13 protein-coding genes are annotated in these 19,239 nt (G+C 46.9%); 4 read left to right on the forward strand and 9 right to left on the reverse strand.

Annotation, left to right across the window (positions count from 1 at the left end; genetic code table 11):
- Nucleotides 1–71: 71 nt before the first annotated feature.
- The 3 genes from AB1K83_RS08255 to AB1K83_RS08265 all read right to left on the reverse strand — a co-directional run bounded on the left by AB1K83_RS08255 (nt 72) and on the right by AB1K83_RS08265 (nt 4,191).
- Entirely contained in the window at nt 72–1,454 is a 1,383-nt protein-coding gene (locus tag AB1K83_RS08255) for an aspartate aminotransferase family protein (protein ID WP_413057702.1), read from the reverse strand.
- 354 nt (nt 1,455–1,808) lie between these two features.
- Nucleotides 1,809–3,092: a murein biosynthesis integral membrane protein MurJ gene (murJ, locus tag AB1K83_RS08260; RefSeq protein WP_413057703.1), complete on the reverse strand. Its 1,284-nt coding sequence runs from the start codon at nt 3,090–3,092 to the stop codon at nt 1,809–1,811.
- Nucleotides 3,085–4,191: a glycosyltransferase gene (locus tag AB1K83_RS08265; RefSeq protein WP_413057704.1), complete on the reverse strand. Its 1,107-nt coding sequence runs from the start codon at nt 4,189–4,191 to the stop codon at nt 3,085–3,087. The genes murJ and AB1K83_RS08265 overlap by 8 nt, the downstream gene beginning before the upstream one ends.
- Before the next feature lie 509 nt (nt 4,192–4,700).
- On the opposite strand from AB1K83_RS08265, the gene AB1K83_RS08270 reads away from it, so the two are divergent.
- Both AB1K83_RS08270 and AB1K83_RS08275 read left to right on the forward strand, forming a co-directional pair.
- Nucleotides 4,701–5,600 carry an NlpC/P60 family protein gene (locus AB1K83_RS08270; RefSeq protein WP_413057705.1) on the forward strand — a complete coding sequence of 300 codons (900 nt, stop codon included), beginning with the start codon at nt 4,701–4,703 and terminating at the stop codon, nt 5,598–5,600.
- 157 nt (nt 5,601–5,757) lie between these two features.
- Complete coding sequence (locus AB1K83_RS08275; protein ID WP_413057706.1) at nt 5,758–7,464, forward strand: N-acetylmuramoyl-L-alanine amidase; 1,707 nt, start codon at nt 5,758–5,760, stop codon at nt 7,462–7,464.
- A gap of 442 nt (nt 7,465–7,906) precedes the next feature.
- Here AB1K83_RS08275 and AB1K83_RS08280 read toward each other — a convergent pair whose 3' ends face one another.
- The 3 genes from AB1K83_RS08280 to aceA all read right to left on the reverse strand — a co-directional run bounded on the left by AB1K83_RS08280 (nt 7,907) and on the right by aceA (nt 10,683).
- Nucleotides 7,907–9,073 (reverse strand): pyridoxal-phosphate-dependent aminotransferase family protein, encoded by a 1,167-nt coding sequence (locus AB1K83_RS08280; protein ID WP_413057707.1) that lies wholly within the window; start codon nt 9,071–9,073, stop codon nt 7,907–7,909.
- Nucleotides 9,074–9,193: 120 nt separating this feature from the next.
- A complete protein-coding gene (gene yhfH / locus AB1K83_RS08285; protein WP_413057708.1) occupies nt 9,194–9,322 on the reverse strand; it encodes a protein YhfH in 129 nt (42 codons plus the stop codon).
- A gap of 77 nt (nt 9,323–9,399) precedes the next feature.
- Nucleotides 9,400–10,683 (reverse strand): isocitrate lyase, encoded by a 1,284-nt coding sequence (gene aceA, locus AB1K83_RS08290; RefSeq protein ID WP_413057709.1) that lies wholly within the window; start codon nt 10,681–10,683, stop codon nt 9,400–9,402.
- A gap of 221 nt (nt 10,684–10,904) precedes the next feature.
- Here aceA and AB1K83_RS08295 point away from each other — a divergent pair, with 221 nt between their 5' ends.
- A complete protein-coding gene (locus AB1K83_RS08295) occupies nt 10,905–11,555 on the forward strand; it encodes a LytR/AlgR family response regulator transcription factor (protein WP_413057710.1) in 651 nt (216 codons plus the stop codon).
- Nucleotides 11,556–11,794: 239 nt separating this feature from the next.
- Here the strand turns inward: AB1K83_RS08295 and AB1K83_RS08300 are convergent, their stop codons facing one another.
- From AB1K83_RS08300 to AB1K83_RS08310, 3 genes are all read right to left on the reverse strand, one after another.
- Nucleotides 11,795–12,940, reverse strand: a complete 1,146-nt coding sequence (locus tag AB1K83_RS08300) for a polysaccharide pyruvyl transferase family protein (protein ID WP_413057711.1) — start codon at nt 12,938–12,940, stop codon at nt 11,795–11,797.
- A 103-nt stretch (nt 12,941–13,043) separates the two neighbouring features.
- Nucleotides 13,044–15,299 carry an S-layer homology domain-containing protein gene (locus AB1K83_RS08305; RefSeq protein WP_413057712.1) on the reverse strand — a complete coding sequence of 752 codons (2,256 nt, stop codon included), beginning with the start codon at nt 15,297–15,299 and terminating at the stop codon, nt 13,044–13,046.
- A gap of 136 nt (nt 15,300–15,435) precedes the next feature.
- The gene (locus AB1K83_RS08310) at nt 15,436–16,899 is read right to left on the reverse strand and encodes an O-antigen ligase family protein (RefSeq protein ID WP_413057713.1); all 1,464 of its coding nucleotides are present in this window, start codon (nt 16,897–16,899) and stop codon (nt 15,436–15,438) included.
- Nucleotides 16,900–17,087: 188 nt separating this feature from the next.
- On the opposite strand from AB1K83_RS08310, the gene AB1K83_RS08315 reads away from it, so the two are divergent.
- Nucleotides 17,088–19,091 (forward strand): S-layer homology domain-containing protein, encoded by a 2,004-nt coding sequence (locus AB1K83_RS08315; protein ID WP_413057714.1) that lies wholly within the window; start codon nt 17,088–17,090, stop codon nt 19,089–19,091.
- The last annotated feature ends 148 nt before the right edge of the window (nt 19,092–19,239 follow it).

A 19,239-nucleotide genomic window follows, 5' to 3' on the forward strand; every position in this document is an offset into this window, starting at 1 on the left:
TATGGAACCCCCTCTTGTAATGAAAAACTTATAACCTTATTCTTATTCGATGGCTAGTACAAGCATGTTGTTCATCCAAATAGCGTTGTCAAGACAGTTTCATAGGCTTCCAATGTCCGGTCGATTTCTTTTTTTCCGTGAACAGTGGCCATGCTGTAGCGATTCAGCGGTTTCGTATAAATGCCATGCGCTAATAAATGATAGTCCACTTCTTTCCGCACTTTAAAATTCGCCGCCTGTAGATCACGGTAATCCCGGATGTCGCTCTGTTCTGTGATGACCGGATTGAAAATGGATCCTTCCCCAACCATCAATGCTGGCACCCCTTTGGCAGCAAATAAATCTGTGATCCCCTTCTTCAACCGCTCTGTGTTCTGAAGAACGGATGCCATTTCCTGCTCCAGCAACTCGATCGTCGCCAGACCTGCCGCCAAAATCGTCGGGTGCCCATTGTATGTCCCACTATGAAATAGGACATCTTGGGCGCGGGATTTTTTGCTTTGGCTACTGTCAAATACATCCGATGCCGCCGAAGGAGCGCTGATTTCCATGATTCCCTTCTTCCCGCCGACCATGCCGATCGGAAAACCGCCTCCGACCACTTTACCCAATGTCGTCAAATCCGGCCGGACACCATACACTTCCTGGGCCCCTCCCAGCCCTAAGCGGAAACCGGTTTTCACCTCATCGAAAATGAGAAGAATTCCTAACTCGGCGGACAATTTGCGAAGGTTCTCGACAAATGGCCGTTTGGCGGGAATGAAACCACTTTGGATCGGCTCCATGATGACCGCCGCGATTTCACCTTGTCGGTTGTTCAAAATCTCTTTCGTTTCGTCCCATTGATTGAACGGCAAAATGACGGTGTGCTCAGCGTGGTACGGATGCATACCTTTTGATTCCGGCACGGCTGTAGGATTGCTCTGCGGTCCCGCTAAATCCAATGGCGGGTTAACACTAAGCAACATCTGATCGTAGCCGCCATGATAATGCCCCTCGAATTTCGCAATTTTCGCTTTGCCTGTGTACGCGTGAGCAATCCGGGTGGCGAGCAATGTCGCCTCCGTACCGGAATTCGTATAGCGCACTTTTTCCATACTCGGATATAATTTCTGGATCTTCTCCCCCATCACCACTTCCCATTCATGCGGTGTCCCGAATAAGTACGTACCATCCTGCGACAATTGTGCCTCGATCGCTTCCGTGATTTTCGGATGCCCATGCCCCGTCATCGAGGCACCGTAGGATAGCAGATAATCGATATATTCATTGCCATCGACATCCGTCAAATACGCACCCGATCCGGATTTCATTACGATGGGATATGGTTCAAAAAACTTGATATTCGCCGTCACACCACCCGGCATCACCTGCTTCGCCCGCTGAGAAAATGTGTATGAGGTCTGTGTCTTCTTCTTAAATGCGTCCATTCCCGAAATATTCTTCATTTGCATCGGCCGTCCCACCTAATTCATATTTCATTGCCTATCCCATTCATATGAGAGGCGAGGGTGGATTATCACTTTAGGAGAAACGTTGGGAAGTTGGAAGGAACCGTTATGAGGTTAAATCAAATGTGGTGAAGTGCGATGGTGACGTGTGGAAGTTCATTCAACATATTGTGAAGTTCGATGAAAACGTTGTAAGGTGTTGAAACGTTGGGAGGATTATTGAAAACGTTGCAATGTCGTGGCAATATGTTTCGAGGTTCGTCGATAGCATTACGAGGTGTGTGGAAAATATTGAGAGGTCCATTAAAAATAACCCCCATCCGCTGGAAAAATACCGAGGGATGGGGGTCAAACAAATTATAGTTTCCATTTCCATCTCGCATACGCTGTGAGCATGAGAAAGTTGACAGCGGCACTGATGACGGTGCCATAGGCGATGGCTGTCGCGCCGAATGAGTCGATCATTAGGTAAATAACGGCGAGGTTGATGCCGAAAACGTTGATGAGGCTAAAGATGACGGGCGTCATCGAGTTGCCTTTCGCATAATAAAACCGAGTGACATACGTCGTGGCAGCCAAGAAGAACATGGACCAGTTGAAGGCCTGGAACACTGGAGTTGTGGCCATGATTTCCTCGTGGTCAAATTCCCCGCGCCCGTATGCGAGCGTTATGAGCGGCTCGGCGAAGAAATAGGCGATCAAGGTTGTCGGCAGGAACAAGGCGACCATGTAGAGCAACCCTTTTCGATAGAGCGACCGCACTGTCTTATCGTCTCCCTCCCCTTCCTTCTTGCTAAGGAGTGGATAAATGACAGTCGTTACGGCGGTCATCATGATCGCTTGAGGGAACGCGCTCAGCTTGGAGGCGTAGTTGACGACGGAGATAGCTCCCCCTCCAAGCGGTGATGCCGCTATCCGGTAAATGACATTGTAAAATTGCAGCGAGGCGCCGCCGAAAAGAATCGGCAAGGCGATGACCCACAGACGCTTGACGTCATCCGACATGGCAAACGACGGCTTCAATGAATAGAACTTCGATTTCTGCAACCCGGCGAAAAGGAAAATCCCCATAAGCAATGCGGAGACGAACGCGCCAATTCCATAAGCCTGGACGCCGAACGTACTCGTCAGGGCGACTGCAATGCCGACAAATGCTGCATTGTAAAGCAGGATGGCCATGCTTGATAAATTGAATTTGCCATTGATATTGAACAGCCCGCTCATCCACGTCGACAATACTAGGACGATGGTCGAAGGCATCATCCATAGGTACAGCTCCCGCGTCAAAGTGAATTCTTCTTCATTCATATCTTTGAAAAATGTATGCAGGACCGGGTCTGTCAATAATAGCAATACAACCGTAATTCCGACAGCTGCAAGAAGGACTGTTCCAAATGCCTTCCGGACGTATTCCCCTTTATCCGATTTGGAGGAATGATAGACGGAGATGAAGGCCGTCGTCAGAGCTCCTCCGACTACTAAATAGATAAAGTTCGGGATTGTGTACGCGGTGAAAATGGCGTTGGCAGGACCTGTTGCTCCATATTCATTTGCGATTGCCACTTCCCGCAGAAAGCCAAAAAGACGTGCCACAATATTGATGACCGCGACGGCTCCGATGATTTTCAGGAATTTATTCACGGTCGTTCTCCTTCCCGACAGCCTTATAGATTGACAGCAAGTTATGTAAGATATTGTCATAGGAATGCTGTGCGACAGTTTCCCGCATTTTATTTTCATCAATCGGGCTCGGACCATCTGCCAATGCCTTCCGCAAACCATCCGCTAACGAATCGGGTTGTTCCGGCTGGACAAGGATTCCGGCTTGATTTGCCAATAAATAAGAGAGTCCCCCGACATCCGTACCGACGACTGTTGTTCCCGCGGCCATCGCTTCGAGCGCGACTAAACCGAACCCTTCATGATGCGACGGCAAGGCGAGTACATCGGCCGCCGCCATCCATCGTGCCAGAACCGGCTGGCTCAAGGGGCCTTTGAATTGGACATCTTTAATCGCCTTTTCTTGAATGAATTGCTGCAGCTCCTCTGTAAAGTTTTGATCCTTCTGGGAGCCGGCGATGAACAGCACAGTGTCCGGAAAGTCCGGTTTGATCTTTCCGAATGCCTCGGCGAGTTCCAATAGCCCTTTCGCCCTGATGACATTGCCGACAAACAGGATAATCCGCTTGTCCGCTTGAAAACCAAGCGTTTCCTTCGCCTCGAGTTTTGGGATCGGCTTAAAAACGTCCGTATCGACGCCCATGCTGATCAGATGAACACGGCTGTCCGGAACACCGAACCGGTCGATGACTTCTTTCCGTAATTTTTCCCCAACGACGATGACCGCTTGTGCTTGTTGTAAAATCGATTTGGTCATCTTAGCGATGCGCGCATTTTTCGCAGCCATCTTGTCGATATCTCCACCATGCACGGTGACGACATATGGCAGCCCGAGCCACTTCTTCCCGATCAATGAAAGAAGGCCTGTCGGAAACGCATAATGAGCATGCGTCAACGAAATCTTCTTCTTATTTTTCATCAAGTTGGCAAGCGAACGAAAAAACCAGCCTGCATACTTTTTCAACGTTTGAATTTTTCCTTTTCCCGGTTCCTCGATTGCAATAACGTCTACGTCGAGTCCCGCTGATTTCAGGAGATTAACCTGATTTTTGACAAAAATTCCGTACGTCGGATGGTCGGACGACGGATACATATTGCTGAATACGACGATTTTCTGCATAACACATTCATCCCATCTTTTATTAAATGCCAATCGAACAGCGCAGGGTTCGATTTGCCGTATTTCCGTGCATTTTGCGGAAATTAAGGCACCGCTCTCGAACAGCGCAGGGTTCGATTTGCCGTATTTCTGTGCACTTCGCAGAAATTAAGGCACCGCTTTTGAACAGCGTAGGCTGAACAAAGATAAATTGGCATTTTTCACATTGCATCATTTTAACACATATCTCGACAGAACGCTTTTTCTGATTTGAATCTACCGAACTCGTAATGCCTCTCACATCCTTGTAATCTCGTTATCCCATCTACAATTTTCTCATAAGAAAAACCGCCACCCGCAAGGCTTGTGGCCTGCTTGATGACGATTTCATAATTCGCTCAATTCTAGCATGTTTCATTGTAATAGTTTTGTAATGTAACTGTAACCGAGTTGATAGTATTGCTATGCTAATATGTTCTCATATAAAGCACAGCGTACGTATATGTGCGAAAGGGGAATTTGAGAACCGCATGAAACGATTTTTGTTTTTTGTCTTGGCAAGTTTAATCATCTCGTCGTCACTTCCGTCCATGGCTTCCGCAAATTCTGCGACTTCGCTCGTAAGTACTGCGAAATCTTATATAGGTGTGCCTTATTCTTATGGAGGGACAACCACTTCCGGTTTCGACTGCTCAGGGTTTATCCAATATGTATTCAAAAAAGAAGGTACTTCGTTACCTCGTACAACCGGGCAACAGTATAATATGGGAAAAGCTGTTGCTAAAAACGCACTAAAAACTGGTGATCTCGTATTCTTCAATACGAATGGCCGCGGCGTATCACATGCCGGCATCTATATCGGAGCGAACAGCTTCATTCACGCCTCTACTAGTAAAGGGGTCATGATTTCTTCCATCTACGATCCGTATTATTGGGGTAAACGTTATATCGGCGCCCGTCGAGTGACAGATATCACTCCTGAAAAAGCGGTTGCCGCAGCCGATACAGTGAAAAAAGTTAAGTATGCAACTCGTGCTGAAATTGCTGAAAACATTGCCAAAGAAGTCGGATTATCTGTTCCGGAAGGACAACCTGTATTCTCTGACGTTCCTGCTAACCACCCGCAAGCCAATGCAATCGGTGCTGTGGCGGAAGCTGGTATTTTTTCAGGCGATAATGGAGAATTCAATCCCGACGGACTCTTGACTCGGGCTCAAATGGCGAAAGTACTTGTAGAAGCATTCAACTTGGAAGGTACTTCCGATGCCAACTTCAAAGATGTACCAAGCAACCACTGGGCTGCAGAATATATTAACATTCTCGCCCACAACAATGTCACTTCAGGGTATGGTGACGGAAACTATGGATTGAACGACAATGTTACAGCAGCACAACTTCAAAAGTTCATGAATAAAATTCAAAATCAATGACCCTACTTAACCGGATGTGCCGATCGAAACGGGCATCCGGTTTTATGATGCAAAGGAAATTAAAAATAGTAACATATCATTATGGAAATGGACAAGTATTATTGGTAAACTAAACCTAGAACTCTAGTAAAAACTAGAAGAAACAAGGGAGGACAAAATGAGAATATTTAAGTGGGCAGCAGTTTCCCTGATGCTCTTCACTCTGTTATCCATAGTCCCGGGCCAATCATCAGCACAATTCAAGTTCTCTGACGTCAATGCCAATGATGAAGCTTTTGAAGAGGTTCATTACATAGCAGACCTAGGCATTATTAATAAAGTGGCGAAATTCAATCCAAGCAACAATCTGACACGCGCCCAAGCCGCCAAAATGCTTGTCATCGCTTCAAAGAAACAAAATATCCCGACTCCGGCCATTCAATTCAATGATCTGAAACCCGGAACGGAACAGTATGACTATGCGAGCCGCGCCGTTTCACTCGGCTATTTTAAAGTCGATTCGGACAACCGTTTCAAACCGAACGAAAAACTGAAACGCGACGAAATGGGTTATGCGCTGGCCGTCGCCTTTAATTTGAATCAACCGATCACAATCGACTACCCAATGGTATTGACCGATATGGCAAATCATACATATGCGGAACGCATTAACGGTTTGTATTATGGCGGAGTCACGCAAGGTGATGCTGGCAAATTCTTGCCGAATGATTACCTGACACGCAAGCAATTTGCTTTGTTCGTTGCACGTGGATTGAATGATAAATATAAATTACCCGTAAAGCCACCTGAGCAAACCTCGAGAACCTACTTTGTCAAAGTCGACACGAAAGGCGACACATTGAATGTCCGCTCCCTCCCCTCCATTAATGGTGCAATTTTAGGCAGCCTACAAGATGGAGCGGTAGTGGAAGTTGTCGGCCAATCCGGCGACTGGCTACTCGTTCTTCTTGAGCAAGGTGAAGGATATATTAATGGAAAATACACAACCGAACTTGGCGCGGACAAGCCAGAGCCAGATGTTCCGGGAGACAACGATGTTTCAGAGGAACCGAAACCAGTGGAACCAACTGAACCTGTTAAGCCGGAACCACCTGCTGTTACAGGCAACTTAATCGGGAAAGCGACAGTGAACAATTTGAATGTCCGGTCAGCTGCTAGCGGTACTGCAAAAGCCGTCGGAAAGTTGAACCGTGGACAAAAGGTCGAAGTCATTTCAATCGATGGCTACTGGGCAAAAATAAAATTCAACTCCCAAACGGCGTATGTCCACAAATCCTATTTGAAATTAATCAACACATCCGGTAATCCTTTGAAAGACCGCGTAATCGTGATTGATCCAGGACACGGAGCACATGACCCGGGTGCAACTAGAAGCGGATTAACCGAAAAGGGTGTCAACTTGAAAGTCGCGAAGTTGGTTGAAGCGAAGCTGAAAAAAGCAGGAGCCAAAGTGTTAATGACACGCTCCACCGACACTTTCCTGTCCCTCGAACAGCGGACGGAATTCGCGAAAAAGCATTACGCAGAAGCCTTCGTCTCAATCCATGTCAACTCGGCGGGATCCAGTTCAGCGAAAGGTACGGAAGTCTTCTTCGACTCCTCTGTTAATGAAAACTCGGCCGAAAGTAAACTACTCGCGACCGCAATTAAAAATAACATCGTGAAACGAGCAAACATGAATGACCGCGGTGTGAAAGACCAACGTTTCTATGTTATTCGAAACAACAACGTCGCAGCGGTTCTAGTGGAGCTAGGCTTCATCTCCAACTCAGAAGACTTCAACAAATTGGCAAGTGATAAATATATTGAAATCTTCGCAGAATCCATTTACCAAGGACTCGTCCAATATTATTCTGCAGAATGATTCAAAAAACCGGAAAGAATGGTATGCCATTCTTTCCGGTTTTTGTTTTAGATAAGGAGCGTTCCCCCCCCATCCCCTGCTTGCGGCAAGATATAGCGGCTGTACTGAGTTATGATCCCTTGCGCAAAGTTATGGGCGTTTGCACGGAGTTATGATCGCTTGCGCAAAGTTATAAGCGGTTGCACGGAGTTATGATCGCTTGCGCAAAGTTATGGGCGGTTGCACGGAGTTATGATCGCTTAACGGGAATTATGAGCGATTCTCGTAATATATGATCGCTTGCACCATACGTTATTAGCAACCGGCTCTTAATTCACCAAATGTAATAGTTGTGTAAAATTCAGGGGATTCTTTTTATGAGACGGAAACGTTACAAGCTCAATTAATTTCCTCACAAATAAACCAGCCGCACCGTTGCATCCCGGGAAGGCTGGTTTCTGGCTTATACGACAACAGATACTTCTTCTTTGAATCGTGCTACAGCTTTCTCGATACTTACTTTAACTCCAAGTTCGTTCAGAGTTTCACCAATCTTCTCAATGGCTTGTCCGAGCATGATATCGGTCGTATTCCCCATGTGGCCGATGCGGAAAGCTTTGCCCCCTAGATGGGCGAGCGCTCCTGCGACGATGACCCCTTTTTTGGCGAGGGCTGCTCGGAAAGCTGCGTCGTCTACGCCATCCGGATAGAGGATGCAGCTTAATGTCGAAGCGGCCGCTTCTTCATCAGCCAACGCGGACATGCCATATTCGGATAGTGCCGCACGGACGGCTTTTCCGAATGCGTTATGACGGATAACCCGCTTTCCCATTCCCTCTTCGAGAACGAGGCGCATTCCTTCATCATAGGCATAGATCAGGTTCACCGGCGGGGTCGCGAAATATTTGGACGGATCGTGCATGATTGGCAACCAATTGTAAATATCGCAATAGTATGCCGGCACCCGTTCGATTTTTTCACGGGCTGCCAAAGCGGTTTGATTGAACGCAACAATGGCAAGGCCCGGCGGCACTCCTATCGCTTTTTGTGAACCGGTCAGCACGACGTCGATCTTCGCATCCGAATCCCCGTATGTTTTGCTCATATCTTCGTCCATTGCAGCAGTTGCACAAACGCCATCCAGAATTACGAGCGCCCCATGTTTCTTGATGACCGGAACAAGCGCATCCAAATCTGCCGCCACACCGGTCGATGTATCGGCATGTGTCAAGGTGACCGCTTTATAGCCGCCTGCAGCCAATTTCCGATCGACTTCATCCGGATCGACTTGCCGACCCCACTCCGATTGAATAACATCGACTTCAATACCGAATGCTTCCCCCAGTTTAATGAACCGGTCGCCGAAATACCCTTGGCTGACAATTAAGATCTTCTCCCCGGCCGCCACTGTATTAACGAGTGCCATTTCCATCGCAATTGTCCCGGAACCGGAAATGACGAACACCTCGCCATCCGTGTTCAACATCTTCCGTGTATTTTCAATCGCATTTTTATAAATGGCGACGAAACGCGGATCAGTGTGCCCTCTTGTTTCACTGGCCATCGCATCGTAGATGGAATCCACGACAGGTGTCGGTCCAGGTATGAGGAGCATTTCTTCGTTGCGCATCTTTCATCCCCCTTATTCAAGTATGTTACCTATTTCAATAGAAGAAAGTTAAACTCCTTCATTTTAGGACTAAATGAAGAAAACGGCTTACTCTCCTAGGAGAATAAAGCCGTTTCCCTCTCACTGCTCAGTTGTGCCGATGCAACGTTCACATTCATATAGATAGGATTCGACCTGCTCTACAATTACGCATCCGCACTCCCGGCAAATCTTTTTCGTATATTCTTTCTCATTTTTCATTGTGTGCATAACGATCTCCTCCAGTTTTTTATATTTTATCCCTTGCTTAATAGGTGATCCCTTCACCCATTCCCCTTATCACCGAATCAAACGAATTGAGCTGTTTCTGTAGAACCTGCCATTGCTGTTGTGGAAGATTGGCCTTCTGAAATGACTTGTGCCACTTCGTCAAAGTATCCTGTACCCACTTCACGCTGGTGACGAGTTGCTGTGTAGCCTTTTGCTTCGTTGTCGAATTCTGCTTGTTGAAGCTCGGAGTACGCACCCATTCCGCGCGTTTTGTATCCGTGTGCCAATTCGAACATGCTGTGGTTCAATGTGTGGAAACCTGCAAGTGTAACGAATTGGAATTTGTAACCCATCTTGCCAAGCTCGACTTGGTACTTTTCAATCGTTTCGTCATCCAAGTTCGCTTTCCAGTTGAATGAAGGTGAACAGTTGTATGCCAACATTTTTCCTGGGAATTTTTCGTGGATTGCATCTGCGAATTCTTTCGCTTCTTCCAAAGATGGGTGAGATGTTTCACACCATACAAGGTCAGCGTATGGAGCGTACGCAAGGCCGCGAGCGATTGCTTGCTTGATGCCTGGTTTTGTTTTAAAGAAACCTTCTGGAGTGCGCTCACCTGTGATGAAATCTTTATCCGCCGGATCGATGTCGCTTGTCACCATGTCCGCAGCGTCCGCATCCGTACGAGCGATGATCACTGTGTCAACACCTAGAACGTCGGCAGCTAGACGAGCAGCAGTCAAGTTGCGGACTGCGTTTTGTGTCGGAAGTAGAACTTTCCCGCCCAAGTGTCCACATTTTTTCTCGGAAGCGAGCTGGTCCTCAAGGTGAACACCTGCAGCACCTGCTTCGATCATGCCTTTCATCAATTCGAAAACGTTCAATGGTCCACCGAAACCAGCTTCCATGTCTGCTACGATCGGAGCGAACCAGTCAAAACCGTCTTCGCGCCCTTCTGCATGGTCGATTTGGTCAGCACGTTGAAGCGCTTGGTTAATGCGTTTTACAACAGCCGGCACAGAGTTTGCCGGATATAGGCTTTGGTCAGGATACATTTGGCCAGCGAGGTTTGCATCCGCTGCCACTTGCCAACCACTTAGATAGATTGCTTGAAGGCCTGCTTTGACTTGTTGAACTGCTTGGTTACCAGTGAGTGCGCCTAGTGCATTGACGAAATCTTCTTCATGAAGAGATTTCCAAAGGCGAGCCGCACCTTTTTCAGCCAATGTATTTTGAATTAGAAGCGATCCACGTAACTTGACAACATCCTCAGCTGTGTAATTACGTTTAATCCCTTTCCAACGACTATCTTCCGCCCAGCTTTTTTCGAGTTGTGCAATTTGTTCTTGTCTTGTTGACATTCCAATCCCGCCTTCCAAAATAGTTGACTTCATTTAGAATTAAAAATAATTCTTTCGGACTGTTTCACAACAGTTGAAGTTGTTATACAGTAATATATAACAGGTTGTTTTAAAAGTCACAACATTTCGATGAATGGCGGTAAATTAAGGATGAATTGGAAATAGAAGTGACGAATAAGAATTTTTCAGACTAGTAGAAATGTTGAAAAGGGGAGTTTAAGATGGAGAAGAAGGTTTTGCAACAATACACTGTGCTGATGGAAGACTGGATTCCAAAGGATGCATCCCTTGCTATCGCGGCAGGCGACCGTTATATCTACTATGCTTCAGGCATCCATGACATCCGACTGAAAGAGGGGCAAGCAGTGCCGCCTAACAGTCTAGCGGAGCGGACCATCCGAAAAGGGACCAAAATGGAAGATTTGATGGATGATACATTGTTCGGCGTCCCCTATTACGGCATCAGCTATCCGATTGATATCCAAGGAACGCCCGGTGCTTTGATCGTCATCCTGCCGCCCAACTATCATGTGTTAAAAAGCGAGCCGTATCGGTTTCTGACGGGCAAGCAGGAGGACGAATGGTGTCCGATCGCTATCGAACAGGTCACCCATATTGAAAGCATGCAGAAGAAAACATGGTTTTATGCAGACGAGGAGCAGTACAGCACCAATCGAACATTGAAAGAATTGCATATGCGTCTTCCAAACACTTTTCTGCGCATACACCGTTCCTATATCGTTAACATTTCATATATCGAAAAGATTACGAGAGACTTTTCCTCCAACTTTGTCATTCAGCTGAAGAACGGTACAGAATTACCTGTCAGCCAGAAGTATATGAGCGGCTTGCGGATGACGCTTGGATTTTAATGAGAATTAAACTTAAGGGAATGGGGACAGGAATGGAAATGCAGGAATTGGAAGGGAGTTATGGGCGGTCCACGAAAGATATGAGCGCAGACCAGGAGTTATAGGCGGTCCGCGGAATATATGAGCGCGAATCAGGAGTTATAAGCGCTTCACGAAATATATGAGCGTAGACAAAGAGACTATATCTCCATCCAAATGAAAAAATCCGGAACAGCACTCACCTGCTGTTCCGGATTTTTTCATTTTTTAATAGCATTTCGAAATTGGTCGGTTCCCTTCATCGCTTCCTCATAGAGTCGGATGGACAGCTCTTTTGTGCGGTCTGCAGTCTCTGTCCAGCTCCCTTTCATTTCATTGAAAGCCTCCAAAAATAAAGTACGATCTTGATTCATTTCTGAAATTGGGAAAGCGAATCGCTCCAAGTCTGCCAGTTTCATGAAATCATGTACTTTCGGATGATAGGAAATCGCCATGACGGGCGTTTCCGTGCAGGTAGCCAATATTAAGGAGTGCAGGCGTGTCCCGATGACGATATCCTGCTGTGCCGTTATCTCCAAAATCTGATCCGGCAATAAATTCTTATCGAGGATCGACGTTTTATCCGCATGTGTCATCTTGGCTTGGATATCCTTCGTCACGTCGGCGTCCTGTGGAAATTTCGTAGCGAAAAAATTGATGTTCACATTATGGTGCTCTGCCAAGTGGTCGAGGTTTTTCGCCATTCCTTCCACATAATCTTCATATCTCGAAACATCCTCTTCCGGCCAATAGCCGGCGTGATAATAAGGAACAGCTGTCACACCGATATTCACCGGCGCTTTCGACGGCTCTCGGGAGTTCTCTCCCCTTAACGAGAAGGCCGGATCACCAATAATCCGAACAGGCTCCTTCACGCCGATAGAGCGCAGCAACTCCATCGATTCGGGATCTCGGACCGAAACGCTATCGGCGTTCTTGCACATATAGCGGATGAACCATTTCCCTAGCCCTGTATGCAGAGGGCCGGCACCACAGCCATAGACGATATACGGTACCCTGCTATTTTTAGCCATCATTGCATAGGATCCGAAGAGCGGCGCTTCCCGTCGATACAAATCCATAAGAATCCCGCCACCTCCGATGATGAGCAGGTCAAAGGTTTTTACAATTTGCTTATTATTCGAGTACGTTTTCATGAAAGTCTTCACAGCGTTCCCATTTTTATAATAAAGAGGAAAGCTGGTCACGCCATAGCGCGTTGCCGTCTGCTTCGGATTATTGCTGAAGACAGTCAAATCACTGTGACTGATATCGAACGTGGCTGTCACCTGCTTGATGATGCTGAGCAGGATCGCTTCGTCCCCATTATTGTCATTTCCATAATTTCCGACAATCCCAATTTTCATTGAAAAACTTCCTTCATCAAATATTTCCTTGATTATACCACAGCTTAAGGCATCCATATAAACAGGAGGACCGCTGTCTTCAGCAGTCCCCCTTCTATTTTTCTTATCGATTCATCGCACGGTAGAGGAAAGCGCTGAACTGGGCTCGGTTGACCGGCTTGTTCGGTTCGAAATTGCCTTTTTCATTCCCCGTCGTAATATTATGGTTTGCTAGAATATGAACTTGCTTGTGTGCCCAGTGGCTCGATGGGACATCTTTGAATTTCTTCGCAGACTCGCCTTGCAATTCATAAGCTTTGACGAGGATAGCCGCCATTTGGGCCCGTGTCAATTGTCCGGTTGGATCAAATGTGCCATCCCCTTTACCGCCTACTAAATTAGCACTGGCAATCGCGTTGATTTCATTGAAATAGCGATGCGTGGTAGGGACGTCTTTAAATCTCTGGGCTCCTGCTTTCGTTGTATCCAAATTGAATACCCGGCTCAGGATGACAGCCGCATGTTCACGCGACAATGTTTGGCCCGGATTGAATTTTCCGTCCACATCCCCCTTAATGTAGCCAAGCTCTTTCAAATAACGAATCTCGGTATAGTATGCGTAATCAGCCGGAATATCTTTGAAGGCTGGTGTCCCGTCCCGTAACTCGACCGGGATGCTCGTCGTTTTCGTTCCGAGTGTCACGTTTACTTGGCCTTTGCCAGGCTTGGTGGAAGCTTTGAAACTGCCATTCTGTGAAATCGTTCCGATATCGCCCGTGACACTCCATTTCAATTGTTCTGGTGAATAAATGATTGGTTTTCCTTGGGCATCGGACGCCGTTGCTTTGAATGTCACCGTTGCTCCCGGTGCAATATTGGAAGAAGACGGTGTCACAGTCAAGCGGGCCGGCGCATCCACGACGTTGATCGGGAATGATTGCTCCGCGTTTTCATAACGGACGAATAGGCGGTCAGAACCTGCTTTTGTCGCTGTATACGTGAGACCGGATCCCGTCAAGTTGCCTTTATCCGATTGGATGACGACCTGATTGGCATCCACTTTCAACGGGTTATAATACGCATCCAACACATGGTTTACTTTAATAGAAGCTTTCGATCCGACCAACATATCCCCGATCTGGGAACGGGATACGCTGAGAATCGCTGGATCGCTCACCGGCGCCGTGCTAATTGCCTCGATAATAGCTGAAACTTGCCGTTCCGCTGAATTCGTTGTTCGATTTGCAAGGACAACTGTATTGCTTCCGTGATTTCGGACGCCCATTGCCGTCGATCCGCCGCCGTCGAAATTCAATGCCCGATCATATCCTTGTGCGGCCAAATAATTGGCAAATTGGGTCAGCGACATGCCGTTGCTGTAACCGCTTCGGTTATCTACCGTTACGAGATGAACCTGCTTTTTATCTTTGCTGATCGCAACGGCCGTACGGGCTGTCCGTGCGGTCGAACGTGAATTGGACGTGTTCATTGTAATATGCGGCTTGCCATCTTTCAACAGCATCGGACCGCTCGCCAACATGAACTGGGAATCCTTCCATTTGTCATCGATGGATAGGGAGAGGGTCACTTCCTCTCCAATCTGCATACCCTTAAATCGATCAAGTCCCGGTTTTCCGTGGACTGAGAGGACAAATCCCGTTTTCGGAATTTCCAGTTTCTCTTTCGATCCATAATCCCGTACTTTGACTACTTTCCCGGTTACCTGTTGCCCGTAATGAGTGGATGTGATCGGTTGTCCTGTGTCGACAACCACTTCCATTCCAAATTGGTTGGAGTTAGTGTATTTATCAATATATTGCGGCGTGAAGATGATCATTTCATTATCTTGCCGTTGGCGGTTCAGCCCCGTCAACTGATAGTTTGTCCCTTTGTAATTCAAGTGGACGTTAAAATTGAAATGATCGATTTCAGCGAGCCCATCCTTCGTGACACCGAAAGCGATCGGCTGGCTCACGTAATAGCTCGAGGACTTGGAAATGACACCACCGTTGATAATTTCATTCCCTTGGGAAATCAAATACATCGGCAGGCCAGTCGTCATATCGAAAAACGAAGCGTTGATCGCACCGACCACGCGATGGCCGTCCTTGGAATCCCGGTTTGCCAATGCCGTAGTGGTTGCCCGTTTAGCGATTGGCGAAGGCAATCCGATACCTAATTTTGTATAGGTATCGCTTAGATCCACCGTGATGTGATTCATATAACTCGATCCCGAATATGTATATTGAGAATAGGTCACGCCGGAGGAAACCGGGTAACTTTTCGTCGATTGCTGTTTGGCAGATGCTCCTGTCGGTATGGACAAGAGAAGAGAGGCAGCAATCGCGGCCGTGGCTATTTTTTTCCCTAAACCTTTCAATGAAACTGCTGTAGTAGTGATAATGGTGCACCTTCCTTTCCTATCAAACTACAGCTTAACAAAAGAGGTTGGACAATGCCATGCTCCATAAGAAGGAAAAAGCTGTCCAAGGAAATTAATTCCCAGGACAGCTTGTTCATTCTTTTGTTCGATAAAGTTTAACATATTGGCCTGTTTGAGAAGCAAAGGCACCGAATAGGAGAAAATAAAACATCGTGTACAACTTTAACTCCCAAATATTATAGTAGAATCCGGAAAAGCCGGTTGCGAACCAGAAAGCGAGCATGAATTTCCCGAACACGGTCTTCCGCTCTTTCCAGAACATCGCCAACATCCCGAGGAGGAACGCTGCAAATAGCACTACCCCGATGACGCCCGTTTCTGTTATGACCTGGATGTATTGATTATCAGAGTAGAAATATTTACCTCCGTAGATATCCGAACGAATGCCGTAGTGATTGTAAATCGGCGAGCCGTAGGAAAGCGTGGCGGAACCGCCGAATGAACCGAAGCCAGTCCCCATGACCGGCGAATCCTTAAATATCTCAAATCCTTTTTTAATATAGAAGAAACGTCCGCTCTCCGTCATGAGCGCCAAGTTCTTCTCATCAAACGTTTCGCCAAATCGTTCCCCGATACTTCCCGGCCCTGTTTGTGGTGCTGTCACTCCAAGCGACTGAACGAGTTGAACTCCCCAGTTGACTGGATAATAGATTAAAATGACAGAGGCGATTCCCGCGATGACCAGCTTCTTTAACATCGGCCAGCTCTTCGTGGAGAGAATGAAGATCGCTCCGAAAATAAATGCTGAAATCCAAGTCCCCCTTGAATAGGTGAGAATCAAGACGCCCATGAACAGCATCAGGTTGATATTCAAAAACCATTTATACTTTTCGGTCTTATAAACGGATTGCAAGAAGAAAATTGCGAGAATCCCGAAGAACAACAGCAACGCAAGCGAATTCGGATTTCCAGGCAATCCATAGATCCTGACAAAGTTTGTGGCGGATAATGTTTTATATTTCCAGGCTTCCGGCAAGAGAAGCTGGCGCATCGATAGTTTCTCGATCAGTCCATGAATCGATGATATCAAGCTTGTCCAGACAACGACCCAGGCAAATTGCCGATACCAGCTTTCCGGCAGCAGCATGCGTGAAACGATATAGTACAACATGTACATGATGAGGAATGTCCGAATCTGGAAGATGACGGATGCCGGTATCACATTTTGCAGCATCCCACTCACCGAACCGAAGATCAGGAAGGCAAATAATGCCCATTCAAACCACTTGAACGCAAAGAGCGATTTCCAATTCCTCCCGCTAGAGACGACCAATCTAATGAATGCTATAAACGTAATTAAGTCTCCGATCAGCTTCAAGCCCGAATTCATTTCCAATAAAAACGGCCGAATGCTGACATAGACGACTAAAAAAAGAAGGCTCTGCTGAGGTTTGACAAACGCGTAAAATAAAAAAAACAGCGACGTTACGACAAGTGCAATTTTAGCTGGCAACACCATCGCAACGAGGACAACTGCCAGTGCAACAATGAAAAACAATGTATCTTTTTGTTTCATTTTCTCTTGTAAGGTAGACATGAACAAAATTTCCCTTTCTACGACTACTCGCTTCTTATATGGTGGATCAAGTCCTCCATCATTATAGCATTTTATCTGACGCTCGGGTGTCTTGTTTTGTTTCATTATTATTAAATGGACTATTGCACCTTATGAAATCGTTCCCTTTCTGGTACTATAGAAGAAGATTACCAGAAGGGGGTTACTAGGTGAAAAAATTAGTAACGTTCGCTTTGATCACCATGCTTCTCTTTTCCCCGCTCTTCCAAGCCAAAGTGCAGGCGAGCGATATTAACGGACATCAGATGCAAAGCGAATTGGAATATTGGATAGCAAAAGGTGTCATCCGCGCGGATAGTAAAGGAAATTACCGTCCGAATAAAGCAGTGACGCGAGGAGAGTTTGCTTCGTATATTGCCCGAGCCTTGGATTTGCCGGTTTCAACCAAGTACACGTTCAAAGATATGCCGAAAAACTCCAGCTTGACGGTTGAAATACAGAACGCGGCAGGCGCTGGAATATTAGCCGGCTACCCCGACGGCACCTTCCGGCCAAATGACAAGATCACCCGCCAACAGATGGCAGGGATGATGTTTAAGGCAATGCGCCATATGAATCTACCGGCGTCCACGGCAACATTCACTTTCAAAGATTCGAAAAAGATCTCTCCGAACTTTGTTAACGCCGTCTCTGCCGCAGTGAATTTGAATATTATCCGGGGGGATCACCGGAAAGATGGGGTTTATTTCAACCCACAGGATCATGCAACAATCGCTCATGCATCCGCGTTTCTATTCCGGATGTTTGCGGCTGCGGAAGTGCTGAAGCCGACAGAGCCAAGCACGCCAGGTACGCCAACTGTTCCGGATGTCGACCCGGAAGTGTACAAAGTGAGCACGATTTCCAATGGACAAGTCATCCCGACAACGGCTCTGTACAAAACTTACGAAGAAGCATTGGCAGTGTACAATGCTTCTTCGTCCATCCGGGCCATCCAAAAGAATAACAAGATCATTAAGATGAAATCGGGGCGGGCATTCGGCTCGGAAAATCCAAGACAACTGACGTCCCTTTACGATAACTCCAATATGCGGAATGAAGTGACCTATATTCAAAAAGGACGCGAAATGAAATATATCGGCAGCAGTGCCGACCATGTTATCGTAGAAGTAGCCGGCTCCACATTTTACGCGAAGCAGAACGAAGTGGACCTCGTACCAACGGAACTCGTCACCGGCTATGATTATTACGAAGTCCAGGGAGGCCTCCTCGTTCACCATACGTACGATAATTTGAGGAAAGCCCGCGGGACTTACACGGTAGGTCCCGCCGCGAACTCGATGCGAAATGGAAAACGCTACACTAGTTTGGATGGCGTGCATTTTTCAGAAGTCGGAGCGAACAACGTAGTTACGTATTATCCATATTTCCAATTCCAATCGGTGCGTCAACCGACTTCCTATAGCGGAATCGAACTGGAATACTATATTCAGGAAATCTTAAAGGATCGCGAGAATACGGGAATCGCCCGCTATAAGGACGCCACGCTGAAGTCCAAATTGATCGGTCTTGGCAATTACTTGAAGTTGATGGAAGAGACACATCATGTGAATGCGATGTTCATCTTGGCAACCGCCATTCACGAAAGTGACTACGGCATGAGTGTCAATGCCCAGACGAAAAACAATATTTTTGGAATCAAAGTCTTTGATTCTTCACCGGAAATGGGAGAAATCTATATCCATCCGACGTACAGCGTTGACGCCTTCATTTCACGTTACATGAATTTGAATTACGCGAATCCGTTCGGTGCCCATACCAACGGCGCAGTGCCAGGCAATAAAGCGGTCGGGTTCAATGTGAAATATGCGTCTGACCCGAACTGGGGAAGCAAAATTGCGGGCCATATGTGGCGCATCGATTCCCTCCTAGGCAAACGCGATATCCATCAAGCAAACCTAGCTGTCATCTCATACAAGGGATCGACCGGCGTCAATGTCCGGACAAGCCCGGACACAACCAGCACGAATAAACTATTCACGTACAAACCAAAAGATCCTGGCTACAACGCTGCATTCGGCTATCCACTCGTCATTGTGGACGAAACGAAAGGCAGCGACGGCTATATCTGGTACAAAGTGTTAGCGGACATCAATCCGCCCGCCGACTACGGTTGGATCCGGTCCGACCTCGTCAAAAAGATAACATATTAACCAAAACCTCCCTGGGCTCTTTGAGTGGCCAGGGAGGATTTTTTGTTGAGGTCATAATTTATGAGACGCGCTCATATCTCCGCGCAAGCGATTATAACTCTCGAGAAACGCCCATATCTCCACGCAAGCGATCATAACTTATGGCAAC

It is taken from the genome of Sporosarcina sp. 179-K 3D1 HS, assembly GCF_047228905.1.
GTDB lineage: Bacteria > Bacillota > Bacilli > Bacillales_A > Planococcaceae > Sporosarcina.

Coding starts and splice junctions, on each gene's coding strand:
- AB1K83_RS08265 (WP_413057704.1), bottom strand. CDS start 4,191: ATGCAGAAAATCGTCGTATTCAGCAATATGTATCCGTCGTCCGACCAT.
- AB1K83_RS08295 (WP_413057710.1), top strand. CDS start 10,905: ATGGAGAAGAAGGTTTTGCAACAATACACTGTGCTGATGGAAGACTGG.
- AB1K83_RS08255 (WP_413057702.1), bottom strand. CDS start 1,454: ATGCAAATGAAGAATATTTCGGGAATGGACGCATTTAAGAAGAAGACA.
- aceA (WP_413057709.1), bottom strand. CDS start 10,683: ATGTCAACAAGACAAGAACAAATTGCACAACTCGAAAAAAGCTGGGCG.
- AB1K83_RS08310 (WP_413057713.1), bottom strand. CDS start 16,899: ATGTCTACCTTACAAGAGAAAATGAAACAAAAAGATACATTGTTTTTC.
- AB1K83_RS08300 (WP_413057711.1), bottom strand. CDS start 12,940: ATGAAAATTGGGATTGTCGGAAATTATGGAAATGACAATAATGGGGAC.
- yhfH (WP_413057708.1), bottom strand. CDS start 9,322: ATGCACACAATGAAAAATGAGAAAGAATATACGAAAAAGATTTGCCGG.
- AB1K83_RS08270 (WP_413057705.1), top strand. CDS start 4,701: ATGAAACGATTTTTGTTTTTTGTCTTGGCAAGTTTAATCATCTCGTCG.
- AB1K83_RS08280 (WP_413057707.1), bottom strand. CDS start 9,073: ATGCGCAACGAAGAAATGCTCCTCATACCTGGACCGACACCTGTCGTG.
- AB1K83_RS08275 (WP_413057706.1), top strand. CDS start 5,758: ATGAGAATATTTAAGTGGGCAGCAGTTTCCCTGATGCTCTTCACTCTG.